Consider the following 16,135-nt stretch of genomic DNA (forward strand, 5'->3'; position numbering starts at 1 on the left):
CGCCTGCCGTCCACAGCACAATCGGAAACCAGCATGTCTATCAAGATTCGTAAGCTCGATTCCAGCACCGATGGTTTTCAAAAGGCGCTGCGCGCGGTACTCGCGTTCGAAGCGAGCGAGGACGAAGCCATCGAGCGCGCCGTCGCGCAGATCCTCGCCGATGTGAAAGCGCGCGGCGACGAAGCCGTGCTCGAATACACGAACAAGTTCGATCGCCTGAAGGCGGACAGTGTCGCGGCGCTGGAACTGCCGGCGTCCGAGATGGAAGCCGCGCTCGAAGGTCTGGAGCCGAAGCGTCGTGCGGCGCTCGAAGCGGCGGCGGCGCGGGTGCGCGGCTATCACGAAAAGCAGCGCATCGAATGCGGCAGCCATAGCTGGCAGTACACCGAAGCGGACGGCACCGTGCTCGGCCAAAAGGTGACGCCGCTCGACCGCGCGGGCATCTACGTGCCGGGCGGCAAGGCGGCGTATCCGTCATCCGTTCTGATGAACGCGATTCCGGCGCGCGTCGCGGGCGTGAAGGAAATCGTGATGGTCGTGCCCACGCCCGACGGCGTGAAAAATCCGCTCGTGCTCGCGGCCGCGCTGCTCGGCGGCGTGGATCGCGTGTTCACCATCGGCGGCGCGCAGGCTGTCGGCGCGCTCGCGTACGGTACGCAGACCGTGCCGGCTGTTGACAAGATCTGCGGTCCGGGCAACGCGTATGTGGCATCGGCGAAGCGTCGCGTGTTCGGCACCGTCGGCATCGACATGATTGCAGGACCGTCCGAGATCCTCGTGATCTGCGATGCAACCACCGATCCGCGCTGGGTCGCGATGGACCTGTTCTCGCAAGCCGAGCACGACGAGCTCGCGCAGTCCATTCTGCTGTGTCCGGACGCGGCGTTCATCCAGCGCGTCGAGGACGCGATTGTCGAACTGCTTCCCGCGATGCCGCGGCGCGACGTCATCCTGCGTTCGCTCGAAGACCGTGGCGCGCTCATCAAGGTGAAGGACATGGCCGAAGCCTGCGCTATCGCCAATGACATCGCGCCGGAGCATCTGGAGATTTCCGCGCTCGATCCGCATCAGTGGGCCGCGCAGATTCACAACGCGGGCGCCATGTTCCTCGGCCGCTACACGAGCGAAAGCCTCGGCGACTACTGCGCCGGCCCGAACCACGTGCTGCCGACTTCGCGCACCGCGCGCTTCTCGTCGCCGCTCGGCGTCTACGACTTCATGAAGCGTTCGAGCGTGATCGAAGTGAGTTCGGAAGGCGCGCAGACGCTCGGCGAAATTGCAGCGGAACTCGCGTATGGCGAGGGCTTGCAGGCGCACGCGAAGAGCGCCGAATACCGGATGAGAAACGTCGGCTGAGGTTTGCCGTTGAACCGAACGGAGGCGGCCCGAGAGCCGCCAACAACGCGAAACAGCGGCACCATGACCACACCGAACGACATCATTCGTCCCGACATCCTCGCGATGACGAGCTATCCCGTGCCGGAATCGACGGGACTCATCAAGCTCGACGCTATGGAGAATCCGTACACGCTGCCCGACGCGCTCGCGCAGCGGCTCGGCGCGCACCTCGCAGGCGTCGCGCTAAACCGTTATCCTGCGCCGCGTCCGGCTCAACTCATCGCCAAGCTCAAGCGCACGATGCACGTTCCGCCCGCATGCGACGTGCTGCTCGGCAACGGCTCCGACGAGTTGATCAGCATGATGTCGGTCGCGTGTTCGAAGCCGGGCGCGAAGGTCGTCGCGCCGGTGCCGGGCTTCGTAATGTATCAGCTGTCGGCGGCGTTCGCGCATCTGGATTTCATCGGCGTGCCGCTCAACGCGGACTTCACGCTTGATGCCGACGCGCTCGTCGCCGCCATCGAAGAACACGCGCCCGCGCTCGTCTATCTTGCCTACCCGAACAATCCGACCGGCACGCTCTACGACGATGCCGACATCGAACGCGTGATCGCGGCGGCGACGAAAAGCCTCGTCGTGATCGACGAGGCGTATCAGCCCTTCGCCGAGAAAACGTGGATGCCGCGCGCCGCGGAGTTCGACAACGTCGTCGTGATGCGCACGGTGTCGAAGCTCGGTCTCGCGGGCATCCGCCTTGGTTACATTGCCGGCCCGCCCGCGTGGATCACTCAGTTCGACAAGGTGCGCCCGCCGTACAACATCAACGTGCTGACGCAGGCCACCGCCGATTTCCTGCTCGATCATCTCGACGTGCTGGACGCGCAAGCCGCCGCGCTGCGCGAAGCACGCGCCGAACTCGCGCGGGAAGTCGCCGCGCTGCCGGGCGTGACCGTTTATCCGAGCGCGGGCAACTTCCTGCTCGTGCGCGTGCCAGACGCGGCGCTCGCGTTCGAAACCCTGCTGACATCGCGGGTTCTGGTGAAAAACGTGAGTAAAATGCATCCTTTGCTTACGAATTGCGTGCGGTTGACGGTCGGAGCGGCCGAAGAAAACGCGCAAATGCTCGCGGCGCTGAGAAGGCTCGCGCCCAACTGAATCTCTCCTCTCGAAAGTCTCAAGGAAACACCATGCGCATTGCGGAAGTCGTTCGCAACACCAGCGAAACGCAGATCCGTGTAAAGCTCGATCTGGACGGCACCGGCAAGCAGAAGCTCGCCACCGGCGTGCCGTTCCTCGATCACATGCTCGACCAGATCGCCCGTCACGGCCTGTTCGACCTCGAGATCGAAGCGCATGGCGACCTGCATATCGACGATCACCATACCGTCGAAGACACCGGCATCACGCTCGGGCAAGCGGTGGCGAAGGCCATCGGCGATCGCAAGGGCATTCGCCGCTACGGTCATTCTTATGTGCCGCTCGACGAGGCGCTGTCGCGCGTCGTGATCGATTTTTCCGGGCGGCCGGGGCTCGAATTCCATGTGCCGTTCACGCGGGCGCGCATCGGCACGTTCGACGTCGATCTCACCATCGAATTCTTCCGCGGCTTCGTGAATCATGCGGGCGTGACGCTGCATATCGACAACCTGCGCGGCATCAACGCGCACCATCAGGTCGAGACCGTGTTCAAGGCGTTCGGCCGTGCGCTGCGCATGGCCGTCGAACTCGACGAGCGCGCGGCGGGACAGATTCCGTCGACCAAAGGCAGTCTTTGATCAGCCGTTTGCCGATTCGGCGCGAAAGCGCGTTCAACTCGGCCGGCCATTCACGATGGATCTCTTCAAGTCGTTCATATCTTTGCTCGCGCTCATCAACCCGATCGGCGCGATACCGTTTTTTCTGAGCCTCACTTCGCAGCAATCCGACGTGGAGAAGCGCAACACCATCCGCGTCGCGTGTATTTCGGTGTTCTGCGTGATCGCGGTGACGGCGCTGCTCGGTCAGCAGATCATCGCGTTCTTCGGTATTTCGGTCGGATCGTTCGAAGTGGGCGGCGGCATCATCATGCTGCTCATGGCGATCAGCATGTTGAACGCGCAAGTCGGCAACGCGCGCTCGACGCCCGAAGAGCGCATGGAAGCGGAAGAGCGCCACAGCATTGCAGTCGTGCCGCTCGCGATTCCGCTGCTAACCGGGCCGGGCTCGATCAGCACGGTGATCGTCTATGCTGCAAATGCGCAGCACTGGTATGACCGCTTCGGGCTCGTCGTGCTGGGCGCGATCATCGCGGCGCTGTGCTTCGGCGCGCTGAATCTGGCCGAGCCGATCGCGCGCTGGGTCGGGCGCACCGGAATCAATATCGGCACGCGTCTCATGGGATTGATGCTGTCCGCGCTGGCGGTGGAATTCATCGTCAACGGGTTGAAGGCCCTGATGCCTACCTTGAAATGAAAACTTCGATTGCGATTGTTGATTACGGAATGGGCAACCTGCGCTCGGTGTATCAGGCGCTGAAGAAGGCCGCGCCCGACGCGGACGTGGCGATCGTCGATCAGCCCCAAGCCATTCACGCGGCCGACCGTATCGTGCTGCCGGGGCAGGGCGCGATGCGCGACTGCATGGCGCATCTCGGGCGGTCGGGCCTGCAGGAAGCCGTGATGCAGGCGTCGCGCGAAAAGCCGATGCTCGGCGTGTGCGTCGGCGAGCAGATGCTCTTCGACTGGAGCGAAGAAGGCGACACGCGCGGCCTCGGCCTGTTCCCCGGCAAAGTGTTGCGTTTCCAGCTCGAAGGCCGCGTGCAGGACGACGGTTCGCGCTTCAAGGTGCCGCAGATGGGCTGGAACCGCGTGCGCCAGACGCAGGCGCATCCGGTCTGGGACGGCATTGCGGACGGCGCGTTCTTCTACTTCGTGCACAGCTATCACGTTGTGCCGCAGAACCCGGCGCACACATCGGGCGAAACGGTGTACGGCGACCCGTTCACGTCGGCGGTCGCGCGCGACAACATCTTCGCGACGCAGTTTCACCCGGAAAAGAGCGCCGACGCCGGTTTGCGCCTGTACCGCAACTTCGTTCACTGGAATCCGTGAGCGGCGCCGCACGTCCGCCCGCCGGCCACGCCCGCGTGCGATTGAGTGCGGCAAGACTTGTACTACACTAGCGAGACGGCCCGCGCGGCCGTTTCAATCACTTTCACCCAGAAGATACGCGATACCTATGCTGCTCATTCCGGCCATCGATCTCAAAGACGGTCAGTGCGTGCGCCTCAAGCAAGGCGATATGGACCAGGCGACCATTTTTTCAGAAGATCCGGCGGCGATGGCCCGGCATTGGGTCGACAAGGGCGCGCGCAGACTGCACCTCGTCGATCTGAACGGCGCGTTCGCGGGCAAGCCGAAGAATGGCGACGCCATTCGGGCGATCATCGAAGAAGTGGGCAGCGAGATTCCGGTGCAGCTTGGCGGCGGCATCCGCGACCTGAACACCATCGAACGCTATCTGGACGACGGCCTTTCGTACGTGATCATCGGCACGGCGGCGGTGAAGAATCCCGGTTTCCTGCAGGACGCGTGCAGCGCGTTCGGCGGGCACATCATCGTCGGGCTGGACGCGAAAGACGGCAAAGTGGCCACCGACGGCTGGAGCAAGCTGACCGGCCACGAAGTCGTGGACCTCGGCCGCAAGTTCGAGGACTACGGCTGCGAGTCGATCATCTACACGGACATCGGCCGCGACGGCATGCTTCAGGGCATCAACATCGACGCGACCGTGCGGCTCGCGCAAGCGGTCAAGATTCCGGTGATCGCAAGCGGCGGGTTGTCGAGCATCGCGGACATCGAATCGCTCTGCGAAGTCGAGGACGAAGGCATCGAAGGCGTGATCTGCGGACGCGCGATCTATTCGGGCGACCTCGACTTCAAGGCGGCGCAAACGCGCGCCGACGCGCTGCGCGAAGCAGACGACGCCTGAGCCGCATTTCCGCCCTCTTGCGCGAGCACACTGAAGCGCGCCGGGCGGCGTTGGCCGCCCTCATCACGTACCGAACCGGCAGTAGCTAGAACATGGCTCTCGCAAAACGCATCATCCCCTGTCTCGACGTGACCGCTGGGCGCGTCGTGAAGGGCGTCAACTTCGTCGAACTGCGCGACGCGGGCGATCCCGTCGAAATCGCGCGACGCTACGACGACCAGGGCGCCGACGAACTCACGTTCCTCGACATCACCGCGACCTCCGACCAGCGCGATCTCATTCTGCCGATCATCGAAGCGGTGGCCTCGCAGGTCTTCATTCCGCTCACCGTCGGCGGCGGCGTGCGCGCGGTCGAGGACGTCCGGCGTTTGCTGAACGCGGGCGCGGACAAGATCAGCATGAATTCGTCGGCGGTCGCGAATCCGCAGCTCGTGCGCGATGCGTCGGACAAGCACGGCTCGCAGTGCATCGTCGTCGCCATCGACGCGAAACGCGTGTCGGGCGAAGGCGAGCCGCCGCGCTGGGAAGTGTTCACGCACGGCGGCCGCAAGGCGACCGGCATCGACGCGGTCGAATGGGCGCGCAAGATGGCCGAGCTCGGCGCGGGCGAAATCCTGCTGACCAGCATGGATCGCGACGGCACGAAAGCCGGCTTCGATCTGGCGCTGACGCGCGCCGTGTCAGATGCGGTGCCCGTGCCGGTGATCGCATCGGGCGGCGTCGGGTCGCTGAAGCATCTGGCGGACGGCATCGTCGAAGGGCACGCCGACGCGGTGCTCGCCGCGAGCATCTTCCACTACGGCGAGCACACGGTCGGCGAAGCGAAGCGTTTTATGGCCAGTCAAGGCATCTCGGTTAGGATCTGAAGCGTGAGCGACTCGACGAATTGGCTCGACAAGGTGAAGTGGGACGCCAACGGCCTTGTGCCGGTCATCGCGCAGGAAGCATCGACTAACGACGTGCTGATGTTCGCGTGGATGAACCGCGAAGCGCTGGCGAAAACCATCGAGCTGAAGCGCGCCGTGTACTTTTCGCGCTCGCGACAGCGTCTGTGGTTCAAGGGCGAGGAATCGGGGCACGTACAGCACGTGCACGAAGTGCGGCTCGATTGCGATGAGGACGTCGTTCTGCTCAAGGTCGAGCAGGTGTCGGGCATCGCGTGCCACACGGGCCGCCATTCCTGCTTCTTCCAGAAATTCGAACGAACGGCCGAAGGCGGCGAGTGGATCGCCGTCGAGCCGGTCCTGAAAGACCCAGAAAGCATTTACAAATGACGCAAGACACCACGCTCGACACGCTGCTTCGCCTTGCCGCCGTCATCGACAGCCGTAAGGGCGGCGATCCGGAACAATCCTACGTTTCGCGACTCTTTCATAAAGGTGACGACGCGGTCCTGAAGAAGATCGGCGAGGAAGCGACGGAAGTCGTGCTCGCCGCCAAGGACGCGCGCCACGGCGGCGCGCCCAAGGCGCTCGTCGGCGAGGTCGCCGATTTGTGGTTTCATTGTCTCGTGATGCTGTCGCACTTCGACTTGAGTCCCGCTGACGTGGTCGCCGAACTGGAGCGGCGCGAAGGCTTGTCGGGCATCGAGGAGAAGGCGCTGCGCAAGTCGCGCGAGCGCGAACAAAACGGCGGCTAACGAGCGTTCGCCCACTTTCTCGCGCAAGCGGAGGAGGCAAGCATGGCCGGGCTCGATGGACCGTACCCGCCGCCTGTGTATCAGACGCCGGCGGAAGACGAGCGGCTGCGCAGCCTGCGCACGCTCACGCACATTCTTTACGCGCTCTACGCGCTGTATTGGCTGACGGGCGGGCTGACCGTGCTCGTTGCGATCATCATCAATTATCTGAAGCGCGGCGACACGGTGGGCACGCCGTATCAGGCGCATTTCTCCTGGCAGATTCGCACGTTCTGGTGGGCGGTGCTCGGTCACGTGATCGGCGTCGCGCTGCTGTTCGTGGGCGTGGGCTTTCTCATTCTGTCCGCAGTCGGCATCTGGACGCTTTATCGCGTCATCAAGGGCTGGCTGTTTCTCTACGAAAACAAACCGCTGGACCCGCAGACGTGGTTCTAGCGGCGATGCCTGGCAACGGAGTACGCACATTCATGAGCCAAGACAACTGCATCTTCTGCAAGATTGCCTCCGGGCAGATTCCGAGCACGAAAGTCTACGAGGACGACGAATTCGTCGCGTTCAACGACATCAACCCGGCCGCGCCGGTTCATGTGCTCGTGATTCCGCGCCGGCACATCGAGACGCTTTCGGACTGTTCCGAAAGCGATGCGCCGCTGCTTGGTAGAATGGTTAGTCTTGTTGGCCGTATCGCGAAGGATCTGGGTGTTTCGTACACGGGCGGGGATACCGGTTTCCGAACGGTCATTAATACCGGGCCAGGCGGCGGGCAGGAGGTGTATCACATTCATGCGCATCTTCTGGCTGGGGCGCGGCCGTGGCGGCGAATGGGCTGACGCTGGTTTCATCGGCGTTTTGCTTTTCAATGCCATATTGGGCGCGCAAAATCGATACTGATCGCCGAGGCGGCATTGCTTCGGCTCGAGTCGCAGGTCAGCCTTCCGTCGCGGAACGGCTTTGCGGCGGAAATAGGGAGAGTTTTCATTCATGGGTTCGTTAAGCATTTGGCATTGGTTGATCGTTCTGCTGATCGTGGCGCTCGTCTTCGGCACGAAGAAATTGCGCAATATCGGCGGCGATCTGGGCGGCGCGGTTCGCGGCTTCAAGGAAGGTATGCGCGAGGAAGAGAACCCCGCGTCGACCGATAAGCGCGATCAACTGCCGCGCGACACGGTGGACGTGGAAGCGAAGGACAAGACGCGTTCGGGCGACTACCGCTAAACGAACGGGCGAACGTAACCCTCCACAGCTCCTTCAATGCTCGATCTCGGTCTGACAAAAATGGCGCTCATCGGCGTCGTCGCCCTGGTGGTGCTCGGGCCGGAGCGTTTGCCCGGCGTCGCGCGCACGGCGGGCGCGCTCTTCGGACGCGCTCAGCGTTACATCAACGACGTGAAGTCGGAGGTGGCGCGCGAGATGGAACTCGACGAACTGAAAAAGATGCGCACGCAGTTCGAGACGGCGGCGTCGAATGTCGAATCGACGATTCACGACAATTTGCGGCGCCACGAGTCCGAGCTGAACGATGCGTGGAGGGAAGGCACATCGGTCGAGCCGAGCATCGCGGGAGTCGCTCCGGCGTCGTCTGCGGATGAAAGCGGCGCTTCCGACAAGCCTTGGGTGAACTCGACATTCGCGCCGGCGAAGCGCAAGAACTGGCGCGTCAAGCAGACGGCGGTTCCAAGCTGGTACAAGCGCACCACCGCGCGCCGCACGCGCGTGCAGTCGGGCGCGGCCCGCGTCGCGCGTCATACGCCTGCAAGCTTGCGCCGTCCGACGAAATTTTTCTGACGCGGCCGCATTTCTTCCATCGATGATCCAAACCGAGGGCCGGCGTGAGCGACCCGCAACACAATAAAGACGAGGCCGTCGAAGAGACGTTTATCTCCCATCTGGTGGAACTGCGCGATCGAATCATTCGCGCGGGGGCTTCGGTCATCGTCGTTTTTGTCGCGCTGGTGTATTGGGCGCCCGACATCTTCAAACTGCTGGCGCGTCCGCTGATGCAGAACCTGCCGCGCGACGGCAAGATGATCGTCACCGATGTCACCGGCTCGTTCTTCGTGCCGATGAAGGTCACGATGCTCGTGGCCTTCGTCATCGCGCTGCCTATGGTGCTGTATCAGATCTGGGCGTTCGTCGCGCCGGGGCTCTATCAGCATGAGAAAAAGCTGGTCGCGCCGCTGGTGTCCAGCAGCTACGCGCTCTTTCTCTGCGGCATGGCCTTCGCGTATTTTGTCGTGTTCCCGACCATTTTCCGCGTGATGGCGCATTACAACGCCCCGCTCGGCGCGGAGATGACGACGGATATCGACAATTATCTGAGCTTCGTGCTCACCATGTTCCTTGCGTTCGGCGTGACATTCGAGGTGCCCATCGTTGTGGTGCTGCTCGCGCGCATGGGCGTGGTGTCGATTCAGAAGCTCAAGCAGATCCGGCCGTATGTGATCGTCGGCGCGTTCATCATTTCGGCGGTGGTCACGCCGCCGGACGTCTTTTCGCAGCTTATTCTCGCCATTCCGCTCATCATCTTGTACGAGGCGGGAATCGTGGCGGCGCGGCTGGTGGTCGGAAAGGACGCAATCAAGAGCGGAGAAGTCGTCGCGAAGTAGCTGCGGCTGATTGTCGCGGCGCCGGTTAGAGCGAGTGCGCGGGTCGAGAAGCAAAAAAGGCAGCCAAAGCTGCCTTTTTTTTATTTGCACCGCCGCGGATCATTCGTCGCCTTGATCGCCCTGATCTTCGTCCGGCATCTGCGGCGCCTTCGGCTGCGCGGGGCGTTTGCCGATCATCACGTTCACGTCCAGTTCCTTGTTCTTGCGCATCAGGTGTACTTTCACGGACGTGCCCGGCTTGATCTGAGCAACCACGTTCAAGAGGCGCGTGGTGTCGGTAATCGTGTCCTCGTTGATGCTCACGAGAATGTCGCCCGGCTTGATGCCTGCCTTGTCCGCTGGGCCGCCTTGCAGCACGCCCGCGACAATTGCGCCGGATTTCTGATCCAGCCCGAACGATTCGGCAATCTCCGGCGTCACGTCCTGCGGTTCGACGCCGATCCAGCCGCGCGTCACCGTGCCCGTGGTGATGATGCTTTCCAGCACGCTCCGCGCTGTCGACACCGGAATGGCGAAACCGATGCCGAGCGAGCCGCCGCTGCGCGAATAAATCGCCGTGTTGATGCCGAGCAGATTACCGTTCACGTCGACGAGCGCACCGCCCGAATTGCCGGGATTGATCGCCGCGTCGGTCTGAATGAAGTTCTCGAACGTGTTGATGCCCAAGTGATTGCGCCCGAGCGCACTCACGATGCCCATGGTCACCGTCTGGCCGACGCCGAACGGGTTGCCGATTGCCAGCACGACATCGCCGACGTGCGTCTGGTCCATTCGCCCGAGCGTGATGCTCGGCAAGTTCGTCATGCCGATCTTCAGCACCGCGAGATCCGTTTCGGGGTCGACGCCGATGACTTTTGCGCTCGACGTGCGGCCGTCCGCGAGCGCGACTTCGATCTGATCCGCGCCGTCCACGACGTGCTGGTTCGTTAGAATGTAACCTTCCGAGCTGACGATGACCCCTGACCCGAGATTCGACGCGGGCGGCTCGTCGTTCTTGCGTCTGTTCTTGTCGCCGAAGAAGTAGCGGAAAAGCGGGTCTTTGGCGCGCGGGTCCGCCGGCAGATTGCCGTCCTTGCTGGAGAACACGTTCACCACCGCGGGCATCGCCTTTTGCGCGCCGTCCGCATACGACGACTGGAGCGGGCGCGAGCCGATGCTCGGCGCCACTTCCTGTAACGCGACGATCGGCTCGGCGAGTTGCTTGCCGAATTGGCCCTGACGTTGAAGCCACTGCGGTTTCAGGGTCGCGATGATGAACATCAGAGCCAAAAGCACGGTGACCGCTTGGGCAAAAAACAGCCAGAAGCGTCTAAGCATTTGAAGGGATAGAGGATTTCATGGATCGGATCGAACTCGAATTGTATCTGAACAACCTGCTGGAAATCGGCCGCTTCAAGGACTATTGCCCGAACGGCCTACAGGTGGAAGGCACGCGCCGCGTTCAGAAAATCGCGACCGGCGTCACGGCTTCGCTCGCCTTCCTGGAAGCCGCGCTGGAGTGGGGCGCGGATACGGTGCTCGTCCATCATGGTTACTTCTGGCGCAACGAGGCGCCGCAGATCACGGGCCGCAAGCATCGGCGGCTGCGTACGCTGATTGCCAACGACATCAATCTCTTCGCCTACCACCTTCCGCTCGACGCGCATTCCGAGCTCGGCAACAACGCGCAAATCGGCGCGCGGCTCGGACTCATCGCCGACGGCCGGTTCGGCGATCAGGACCTCGGCTGGATCGCGCCGCTCGCCATGCCGCTTCCGCTTGAGCATTTCACCGCCACGGTCGAGAACGCGCTGGGCCGCAAGCCGCTCGTCTTCGGCGACGCGGACCGAGAACTGCGACGAATCGCGTGGTGCACCGGCGGCGCGCAGAGCTACTTCGAACAGGCTATCGACGCGGGCGCCGACGTGTACGTGAGCGGAGAAGTGTCCGAGCAGACGATGCATATCGCGGCGGAATCGGGCGTGGCGTATATCGCGGCGGGGCATCACGCGACCGAGCGATACGGCGTGCAGGCGGTCGGCGCGCACTTATACGAGAAGTTCGACATCGAGCATGTGTTTATCGATATCGATAATCCGGTCTAACTGCGGCGGCGCTTTCTCGCTCTTTCCGGACCGGCTGTCGCCATGAACGAATGCTTCACGCGAACGCGCGAAAACGTGGGGAAAACCCGGAAGGTCTGCTATTTTCGGGTAATTTTCCCTGAACGGGCCTTGTAAATGCCAACTCCATTCGCGCACACTAGCGGCGGAACACTGATGTGACGGTATAAATCCAACTCAGAAGTGGGGCGTGTGATGCGAGACAAGGACGATAAGCGCGTCGATGGCGGCCGCCGTACCTGGCTGATTACGACGACCGTGGCAGGTGGTGTCGGAGGTGTGGCAACGCTGGTTCCCTTCGTTGGTTCTTTCGCTCCATCGGAGAAGGCGAAGGCGGCGGGTGCGCCCGTCGAGGTCGATATCAGCGGACTCAAGCCGGGCGAAATGATGACGGTTGCCTGGCGCGGCAAGCCGGTGTGGATCGTCAATCGCACGGACGAAATGCTTTCGGACGTCAAAAAGGCCGACAACGAAGTGGCCGATCCGAAGTCCAAGATGGAATTCTCGATGCCGTTGCCGGAATACTGCAACAACGAGTTCCGCTCCCGCGCCGATCACAAGAACATATTCGTGGCCGTCGCCGTGTGTACGCACCTCGGCTGCACGCCGACGCCGCGCTTCACCGAAGGCGCTCAACCCAATCTTCCCGATAACTGGCCCGGCGGTTTTCTGTGCCCGTGCCACGGCTCGACCTACGACATGGCCGGCCGCGTCTTCAAGAACAAGCCCGCGCCGCAGAACCTGGACGTGCCTCCGTACATGTTCACTTCCGCGACGCAACTCGTGATCGGCAAGGACGAAAAGGGAGAGGCTTAAATGGCGACCGCAGACAAGGACGTGGAAACGACGGGCCTCACCGGCTGGATCGATCGCCGATTCCCATTGACGTCCACCTGGAAGAAACACGTTTCCGAATACTACGCGCCGAAAAACTTTAATTTCTGGTATTTCTTCGGCTCCCTCTCAATGCTCGTGCTGGTTATTCAAATCGTCACGGGCATTTTTCTCGTCATGAATTACAAGCCCGATGCGACGCTGGCGTTTGCATCGGTCGAGTACATCATGCGCGAAGTACCGTGGGGCTGGTTGATCCGGTATATGCATTCGACGGGCGCGTCGATGTTTTTCATCGTCGTTTATTTGCATATGTTCCGCAGCCTGATGTACGGGTCGTACCGCAAGCCGCGAGAGCTCGTCTGGATTTTCGGATGCGCCACGTTCCTGTGTCTGATGGCGGAAGCGTTCTTCGGCTATCTGCTGCCCTGGGGGCAAATGTCGTTCTGGGGCGCGCAGGTTATCGTGAATCTGTTTTCGGCGATCCCGTTTATCGGCCCTGACTTGTCGCTGTGGATTCGCGGCGATTATGTCGTGTCCGATGTCACGTTGAACCGCTTCTTCGCGTTCCACGTCATTGCGATTCCGCTGGTGTTGATCGGACTCGTGGTCGCGCATTTGGTCGCGCTCCATGAAGTAGGATCGAATAATCCGGACGGCATCGAGATCAAGGCGAAAAAGGACGCGGACGGCATCCCGCTCGACGGTATTCCGTTTCATCCGTATTACTCGGTGCACGACTTCATGGGCGTGTGCGTCTTTTTGCTGATTTTCGCGGCGATCATTTTCTTCGCCCCTGAAATGGGCGGGTATTTCCTCGAAGCGAATAACTTCGTGCCGGCCAACCCGCTGCAAACGCCGTCTGAAATCGCGCCGGTGTGGTACTTCACCCCGTTTTACGCGATGCTGCGTGCGACCACGGATCCATTCAAGATCGTGCTGATGATCGTCATCGGGTTGCTCGGGGTTTTCGCGCTTCTGCGGGCGCGCGGAAAGTGGCGCATCGGGCTGCCGGTGCTGGCGCTCATCGTCATCGTGTTCATGGCGCTCACCGAATCCAAGTTTTGGGGTGTGGTGGTCATGGGCACGGCGGTCGTTTCGCTGTTTTTCTTGCCGTGGCTCGACCGCAGCCCGGTCAAGTCCATCCGCTACCGGCCGCTGTTCCACAAGGTGTTTTACGGGATCTTCGTTATCGCATTTCTCATCTTGGGCTTTCTCGGAACAAGACCGCCGTCGCCGGGGGCGACGCTTATCGCGCAGGTCTGCGCGCTCGTTTACTTCGCGTTTTTCCTCGGAATGCCTTTCTGGACGCCGCGCGGCAGGTTCAAGACGCCGCCCGAGCGAGTGAACTACAAACTCCACTGAGCGCCCGTCCGGAGACGACACGATGAAAAAATGGCTCTCGACTCTCGCGATGATCGGCGCGGCGATGTTTGCGTTCAGCGGCGCGCCGGCGCACGCGCAAGAAGAAGCGGTGCTGGACCGCGCGCCCGATAACGCGGACAATTTTGCGTCTTTGCAGCATGGCGCCCAAATCTTTGTAAACTACTGCCTGAATTGCCATAGTGCGAGCCTGATGCGCTACAACCGTCTGACCGATCTCGGGCTGACGCAAAAGCAGATTCAGGACAATCTGCTGTTCTCAACGGACAAGATTGGCAACACGATGAGCGTCGCGATGCGTCCCGACGACGCGAAAGCGTGGTTCGGCGCGTCGCCGCCGGATTTGTCGGTGGAGGCGCGGGCGCGCGGCAAGGACTGGCTCTATACGTACTTGCGCAGCTTCTACCGCGATCCGACGCGGCCGACCGGCTGGAACAATCGCGTGTTCGAGAACGTAGGAATGCCGCACGTGCTGTGGACGCTGCAGGGCATCCGCGACGCACGATTCGAGACCGATACGGATGAGAAAACCGGGGAAAAGGTAAAAAGATTCGTGGGTTACACTCAGGTGACGCCTGGCACCATGTCGAACGTGGATTATGATTCAACTGTGGCCGACCTGGTTTCGTACCTTTCGTGGATGTCTGAACCCGCCCAGCAGACCCGCAAGCGCCTCGGCGTCTGGGTCTTGCTGTTCCTGGCGCTCCTGAGCTTCCTCGCATGGCGTCTGAACGCGGCATACTGGCGAGATATCAAATAGCACGCCATCGACGGCGTGGGTCGGCGCGGCGACTCCCGGGAGGGATTCGCCGCGGCCGGCCCTTCGAGTTTACTGAAGGGACTTAAAAACATGATGGTTCTGTATTCCGGCACTACTTGCCCGTTCTCCCAGCGCTGCCGGCTGGTGTTGTTCGAAAAGGGCATGGATTTCGAGATCCGCGACGTCGATCTGTTCAACAAGCCGGAAGACATCGCGGTGATGAATCCGTACGGTCAGGTGCCGATCCTCGTCGAGCGCGACTTGATCCTGTATGAGTCGAACATCATCAACGAATACATCGACGAGCGTTTCCCGCACCCGCAGTTGATGCCGGCCGATCCGGTCCAGCGCGCCCGTGCGCGTCTCTTCCTGCTCAACTTCGAGAAGGAGCTGTTCGTTCACGTCGGCACGCTCGAGAACGAGAAGGGCAAGGCAGCCGAGAAGAATCACGAAAAGGCACGCAGCGCGATTCGCGACCGCCTGACGCAACTCGCGCCCATCTTCCTCAAGAACAAGTACATGCTGGGCGAGGAATTCTCAATGCTCGACGTCGCGATCGCGCCGCTCTTGTGGCGTCTGGATCACTATGGCATCGAGCTGTCGAAGAACGCCGCGCCGCTGATGAAGTACGCCGAGCGAATTTTCAGCCGCCCGGCTTATATTGAAGCGCTCACGCCTTCCGAAAAGGTGATGCGTCGATAGTTTGCGAGAACGGGGCGCGGCGAGCGCGAGTTCGCGTGACCGTGCTCCGGCAGAGGAAAGTTGATGCAAGAAATTTCCACCAAGCCTTATCTGTTGCGCGCGCTGTACGAATGGTGCACGGATAACGGTTTTACGCCGCACATTGCCGTGCGGGTCGACGGCGCCACGCGCGTCCCGCGCCAGTTCGTGCGCAATGACGAGATCGTGCTGAACATCAGCTTCGAGGCGACGAGCCAGTTGCAGATGGGTAACGAATGGATCGAGTTCAGCGCGCGATTCTCGGGAAAGTCGCACAAGATCGAAGTCCAGGTTGCCAACGTGCTCGCCATCTACGCCCGGGAAAACGGGCAGGGAATGGCGTTTCCCGTGGAGCCTTCGACGCATGCGGCAAGCGAGCCGACGAGCGCATCGGCTGCGCCTCGTGCTGTCGAGCGGGACGATCGTCACGTCGAGGCGGCGGAAGATCGGCACGACGCCGGCGCGGCTTCTTCGCGCGATGACACGCCGTCGGGTGTATCCGATGACGACGCGTCGAAATCAGCCAGTCGATCGCACCTCAAAGTCGTTAAATGAAGTAGAATCTCGTCCTTCGCCGGCTTAGCTCATCTGGTAGAGCAGTTGATTTGTAATCATCAGGTGGCGGGTTCGAGTCCTGCAGCCGGCACCAAGTTAGCGTCGACGGGTCGTGCGATGTCCGCACGACCCGTTTGCTTGGAGCGAGCCAGTTGGTTCGCAGGTCAGCGCCGATAGGCGAGTCAAAAAGAAGCTTCAAAAACTTGTTGACACTGACCGAAACGACGTA

The 16,135-nt window shown here is 61.7% G+C and carries 21 protein-coding genes and 1 tRNA gene; 21 read left to right on the forward strand and 1 reads right to left on the reverse strand.

Features of this window, described 5'->3' with window-relative positions:
- Positions 1 to 33: 33 nt before the first annotated feature.
- From hisD to tatC, 14 genes are all read left to right on the forward strand, one after another.
- A complete protein-coding gene (gene hisD, locus P9239_RS20075) occupies positions 34 to 1,356 on the forward strand; it encodes a histidinol dehydrogenase (protein WP_309753897.1) in 1,323 nt (440 codons plus the stop codon).
- 63 nt (positions 1,357 to 1,419) lie between these two features.
- The gene (hisC, locus tag P9239_RS20080) at positions 1,420 to 2,493 is read left to right on the forward strand and encodes a histidinol-phosphate transaminase (RefSeq protein WP_309753898.1); all 1,074 of its coding nucleotides are present in this window, start codon (positions 1,420 to 1,422) and stop codon (positions 2,491 to 2,493) included.
- A 32-nt stretch (positions 2,494 to 2,525) separates the two neighbouring features.
- On the forward strand, positions 2,526 to 3,113 hold the full coding sequence (gene hisB / locus P9239_RS20085) for an imidazoleglycerol-phosphate dehydratase HisB (protein ID WP_250473190.1): 588 nt from the start codon (positions 2,526 to 2,528) through the stop codon (positions 3,111 to 3,113).
- Between the two features lie 55 nt (positions 3,114 to 3,168).
- Positions 3,169 to 3,789, forward strand: a complete 621-nt coding sequence (locus P9239_RS20090) for a YchE family NAAT transporter (RefSeq protein WP_309753899.1) — start codon at positions 3,169 to 3,171, stop codon at positions 3,787 to 3,789.
- Positions 3,786 to 4,427, forward strand: coding sequence for an imidazole glycerol phosphate synthase subunit HisH (gene hisH, locus P9239_RS20095; protein ID WP_309753900.1), 642 nt, complete (start codon positions 3,786 to 3,788; stop codon positions 4,425 to 4,427). The genes P9239_RS20090 and hisH overlap by 4 nt, the downstream gene beginning before the upstream one ends.
- 127 nt (positions 4,428 to 4,554) lie before the next feature.
- Positions 4,555 to 5,307: a 1-(5-phosphoribosyl)-5-[(5-phosphoribosylamino)methylideneamino]imidazole-4-carboxamide isomerase gene (hisA, locus tag P9239_RS20100; protein WP_175946530.1), complete on the forward strand. Its 753-nt coding sequence runs from the start codon at positions 4,555 to 4,557 to the stop codon at positions 5,305 to 5,307.
- Between the two features lie 92 nt (positions 5,308 to 5,399).
- On the forward strand, positions 5,400 to 6,173 hold the full coding sequence (gene hisF, locus P9239_RS20105) for an imidazole glycerol phosphate synthase subunit HisF (RefSeq protein ID WP_309753901.1): 774 nt from the start codon (positions 5,400 to 5,402) through the stop codon (positions 6,171 to 6,173).
- Between the two features lie 3 nt (positions 6,174 to 6,176).
- Positions 6,177 to 6,581, forward strand: coding sequence for a phosphoribosyl-AMP cyclohydrolase (gene hisI, locus P9239_RS20110; protein WP_309753902.1), 405 nt, complete (start codon positions 6,177 to 6,179; stop codon positions 6,579 to 6,581).
- Positions 6,578 to 6,946, forward strand: coding sequence for a phosphoribosyl-ATP diphosphatase (locus P9239_RS20115; RefSeq protein WP_309753903.1), 369 nt, complete (start codon positions 6,578 to 6,580; stop codon positions 6,944 to 6,946). Before hisI ends, P9239_RS20115 begins: the two co-directional genes overlap by 4 nt.
- 42 nt (positions 6,947 to 6,988) lie before the next feature.
- The gene (locus P9239_RS20120; protein ID WP_309753904.1) at positions 6,989 to 7,381 is read left to right on the forward strand and encodes a hypothetical protein; all 393 of its coding nucleotides are present in this window, start codon (positions 6,989 to 6,991) and stop codon (positions 7,379 to 7,381) included.
- Positions 7,382 to 7,413: 32 nt separating this feature from the next.
- Positions 7,414 to 7,776: a histidine triad nucleotide-binding protein gene (locus tag P9239_RS20125; RefSeq protein WP_309753905.1), complete on the forward strand. Its 363-nt coding sequence runs from the start codon at positions 7,414 to 7,416 to the stop codon at positions 7,774 to 7,776.
- A gap of 151 nt (positions 7,777 to 7,927) precedes the next feature.
- Positions 7,928 to 8,161: a Sec-independent protein translocase subunit TatA gene (gene tatA, locus P9239_RS20130; RefSeq protein WP_248320599.1), complete on the forward strand. Its 234-nt coding sequence runs from the start codon at positions 7,928 to 7,930 to the stop codon at positions 8,159 to 8,161.
- A 36-nt stretch (positions 8,162 to 8,197) separates the two neighbouring features.
- Positions 8,198 to 8,731 (forward strand): Sec-independent protein translocase protein TatB, encoded by a 534-nt coding sequence (tatB, locus tag P9239_RS20135; protein ID WP_309753906.1) that lies wholly within the window; start codon positions 8,198 to 8,200, stop codon positions 8,729 to 8,731.
- Between the two features lie 44 nt (positions 8,732 to 8,775).
- On the forward strand, positions 8,776 to 9,552 hold the full coding sequence (gene tatC, locus P9239_RS20140) for a twin-arginine translocase subunit TatC (protein WP_309753907.1): 777 nt from the start codon (positions 8,776 to 8,778) through the stop codon (positions 9,550 to 9,552).
- A gap of 99 nt (positions 9,553 to 9,651) precedes the next feature.
- Here tatC and P9239_RS20145 read toward each other — a convergent pair whose 3' ends face one another.
- The gene (locus P9239_RS20145; protein ID WP_309753908.1) at positions 9,652 to 10,869 is read right to left on the reverse strand and encodes a Do family serine endopeptidase; all 1,218 of its coding nucleotides are present in this window, start codon (positions 10,867 to 10,869) and stop codon (positions 9,652 to 9,654) included.
- A gap of 20 nt (positions 10,870 to 10,889) precedes the next feature.
- On the opposite strand from P9239_RS20145, the gene P9239_RS20150 reads away from it, so the two are divergent.
- From P9239_RS20150 to P9239_RS20180, 7 genes are all read left to right on the forward strand, one after another.
- A complete protein-coding gene (locus P9239_RS20150) occupies positions 10,890 to 11,636 on the forward strand; it encodes a Nif3-like dinuclear metal center hexameric protein (RefSeq protein ID WP_309753909.1) in 747 nt (248 codons plus the stop codon).
- Between the two features lie 213 nt (positions 11,637 to 11,849).
- Positions 11,850 to 12,470 carry a ubiquinol-cytochrome c reductase iron-sulfur subunit gene (petA, locus tag P9239_RS20155; protein ID WP_309753910.1) on the forward strand — a complete coding sequence of 207 codons (621 nt, stop codon included), beginning with the start codon at positions 11,850 to 11,852 and terminating at the stop codon, positions 12,468 to 12,470.
- Entirely contained in the window at positions 12,471 to 13,853 is a 1,383-nt protein-coding gene (locus P9239_RS20160) for a cytochrome bc complex cytochrome b subunit (RefSeq protein ID WP_309753911.1), read from the forward strand. It begins immediately after the preceding gene.
- A gap of 22 nt (positions 13,854 to 13,875) precedes the next feature.
- Positions 13,876 to 14,631 (forward strand): cytochrome c1, encoded by a 756-nt coding sequence (locus P9239_RS20165; RefSeq protein WP_309753912.1) that lies wholly within the window; start codon positions 13,876 to 13,878, stop codon positions 14,629 to 14,631.
- A 90-nt stretch (positions 14,632 to 14,721) separates the two neighbouring features.
- Entirely contained in the window at positions 14,722 to 15,333 is a 612-nt protein-coding gene (locus tag P9239_RS20170; RefSeq protein WP_008344155.1) for a glutathione S-transferase N-terminal domain-containing protein, read from the forward strand.
- Between the two features lie 63 nt (positions 15,334 to 15,396).
- Complete coding sequence (locus P9239_RS20175) at positions 15,397 to 15,906, forward strand: ClpXP protease specificity-enhancing factor (protein WP_309753913.1); 510 nt, start codon at positions 15,397 to 15,399, stop codon at positions 15,904 to 15,906.
- A gap of 18 nt (positions 15,907 to 15,924) precedes the next feature.
- Positions 15,925 to 16,000, forward strand: a tRNA-Thr gene (locus tag P9239_RS20180).
- Positions 16,001 to 16,135 lie beyond the last annotated feature (135 nt).

Origin of the sequence: Caballeronia sp. LZ062 (assembly GCF_031450785.1) — a bacterium.
In the GTDB taxonomy this organism is placed as follows: Bacteria; Pseudomonadota; Gammaproteobacteria; order Burkholderiales; family Burkholderiaceae; genus Caballeronia.

What these genes read in the sequence shown, in the direction of transcription:
- P9239_RS20145 (WP_309753908.1), bottom strand. Translation starts at nt 10,869, where the DNA reads ATGCTTAGACGCTTCTGGCTGTTTTTTGCCCAAGCGGTCACCGTGCTT.
- hisB (WP_250473190.1), top strand. Translation starts at nt 2,526, where the DNA reads ATGCGCATTGCGGAAGTCGTTCGCAACACCAGCGAAACGCAGATCCGT.
- tatB (WP_309753906.1), top strand. Translation starts at nt 8,198, where the DNA reads ATGCTCGATCTCGGTCTGACAAAAATGGCGCTCATCGGCGTCGTCGCC.
- P9239_RS20115 (WP_309753903.1), top strand. Translation starts at nt 6,578, where the DNA reads ATGACGCAAGACACCACGCTCGACACGCTGCTTCGCCTTGCCGCCGTC.
- P9239_RS20170 (WP_008344155.1), top strand. Translation starts at nt 14,722, where the DNA reads ATGATGGTTCTGTATTCCGGCACTACTTGCCCGTTCTCCCAGCGCTGC.
- hisH (WP_309753900.1), top strand. Translation starts at nt 3,786, where the DNA reads ATGAAAACTTCGATTGCGATTGTTGATTACGGAATGGGCAACCTGCGC.
- hisC (WP_309753898.1), top strand. Translation starts at nt 1,420, where the DNA reads ATGACCACACCGAACGACATCATTCGTCCCGACATCCTCGCGATGACG.
- P9239_RS20165 (WP_309753912.1), top strand. Translation starts at nt 13,876, where the DNA reads ATGAAAAAATGGCTCTCGACTCTCGCGATGATCGGCGCGGCGATGTTT.
- P9239_RS20160 (WP_309753911.1), top strand. Translation starts at nt 12,471, where the DNA reads ATGGCGACCGCAGACAAGGACGTGGAAACGACGGGCCTCACCGGCTGG.
- hisA (WP_175946530.1), top strand. Translation starts at nt 4,555, where the DNA reads ATGCTGCTCATTCCGGCCATCGATCTCAAAGACGGTCAGTGCGTGCGC.
- hisF (WP_309753901.1), top strand. Translation starts at nt 5,400, where the DNA reads ATGGCTCTCGCAAAACGCATCATCCCCTGTCTCGACGTGACCGCTGGG.
- P9239_RS20125 (WP_309753905.1), top strand. Translation starts at nt 7,414, where the DNA reads ATGAGCCAAGACAACTGCATCTTCTGCAAGATTGCCTCCGGGCAGATT.
- P9239_RS20150 (WP_309753909.1), top strand. Translation starts at nt 10,890, where the DNA reads ATGGATCGGATCGAACTCGAATTGTATCTGAACAACCTGCTGGAAATC.
- petA (WP_309753910.1), top strand. Translation starts at nt 11,850, where the DNA reads ATGCGAGACAAGGACGATAAGCGCGTCGATGGCGGCCGCCGTACCTGG.
- P9239_RS20090 (WP_309753899.1), top strand. Translation starts at nt 3,169, where the DNA reads ATGGATCTCTTCAAGTCGTTCATATCTTTGCTCGCGCTCATCAACCCG.
- P9239_RS20120 (WP_309753904.1), top strand. Translation starts at nt 6,989, where the DNA reads ATGGCCGGGCTCGATGGACCGTACCCGCCGCCTGTGTATCAGACGCCG.
- hisD (WP_309753897.1), top strand. Translation starts at nt 34, where the DNA reads ATGTCTATCAAGATTCGTAAGCTCGATTCCAGCACCGATGGTTTTCAA.
- tatA (WP_248320599.1), top strand. Translation starts at nt 7,928, where the DNA reads ATGGGTTCGTTAAGCATTTGGCATTGGTTGATCGTTCTGCTGATCGTG.
- P9239_RS20175 (WP_309753913.1), top strand. Translation starts at nt 15,397, where the DNA reads ATGCAAGAAATTTCCACCAAGCCTTATCTGTTGCGCGCGCTGTACGAA.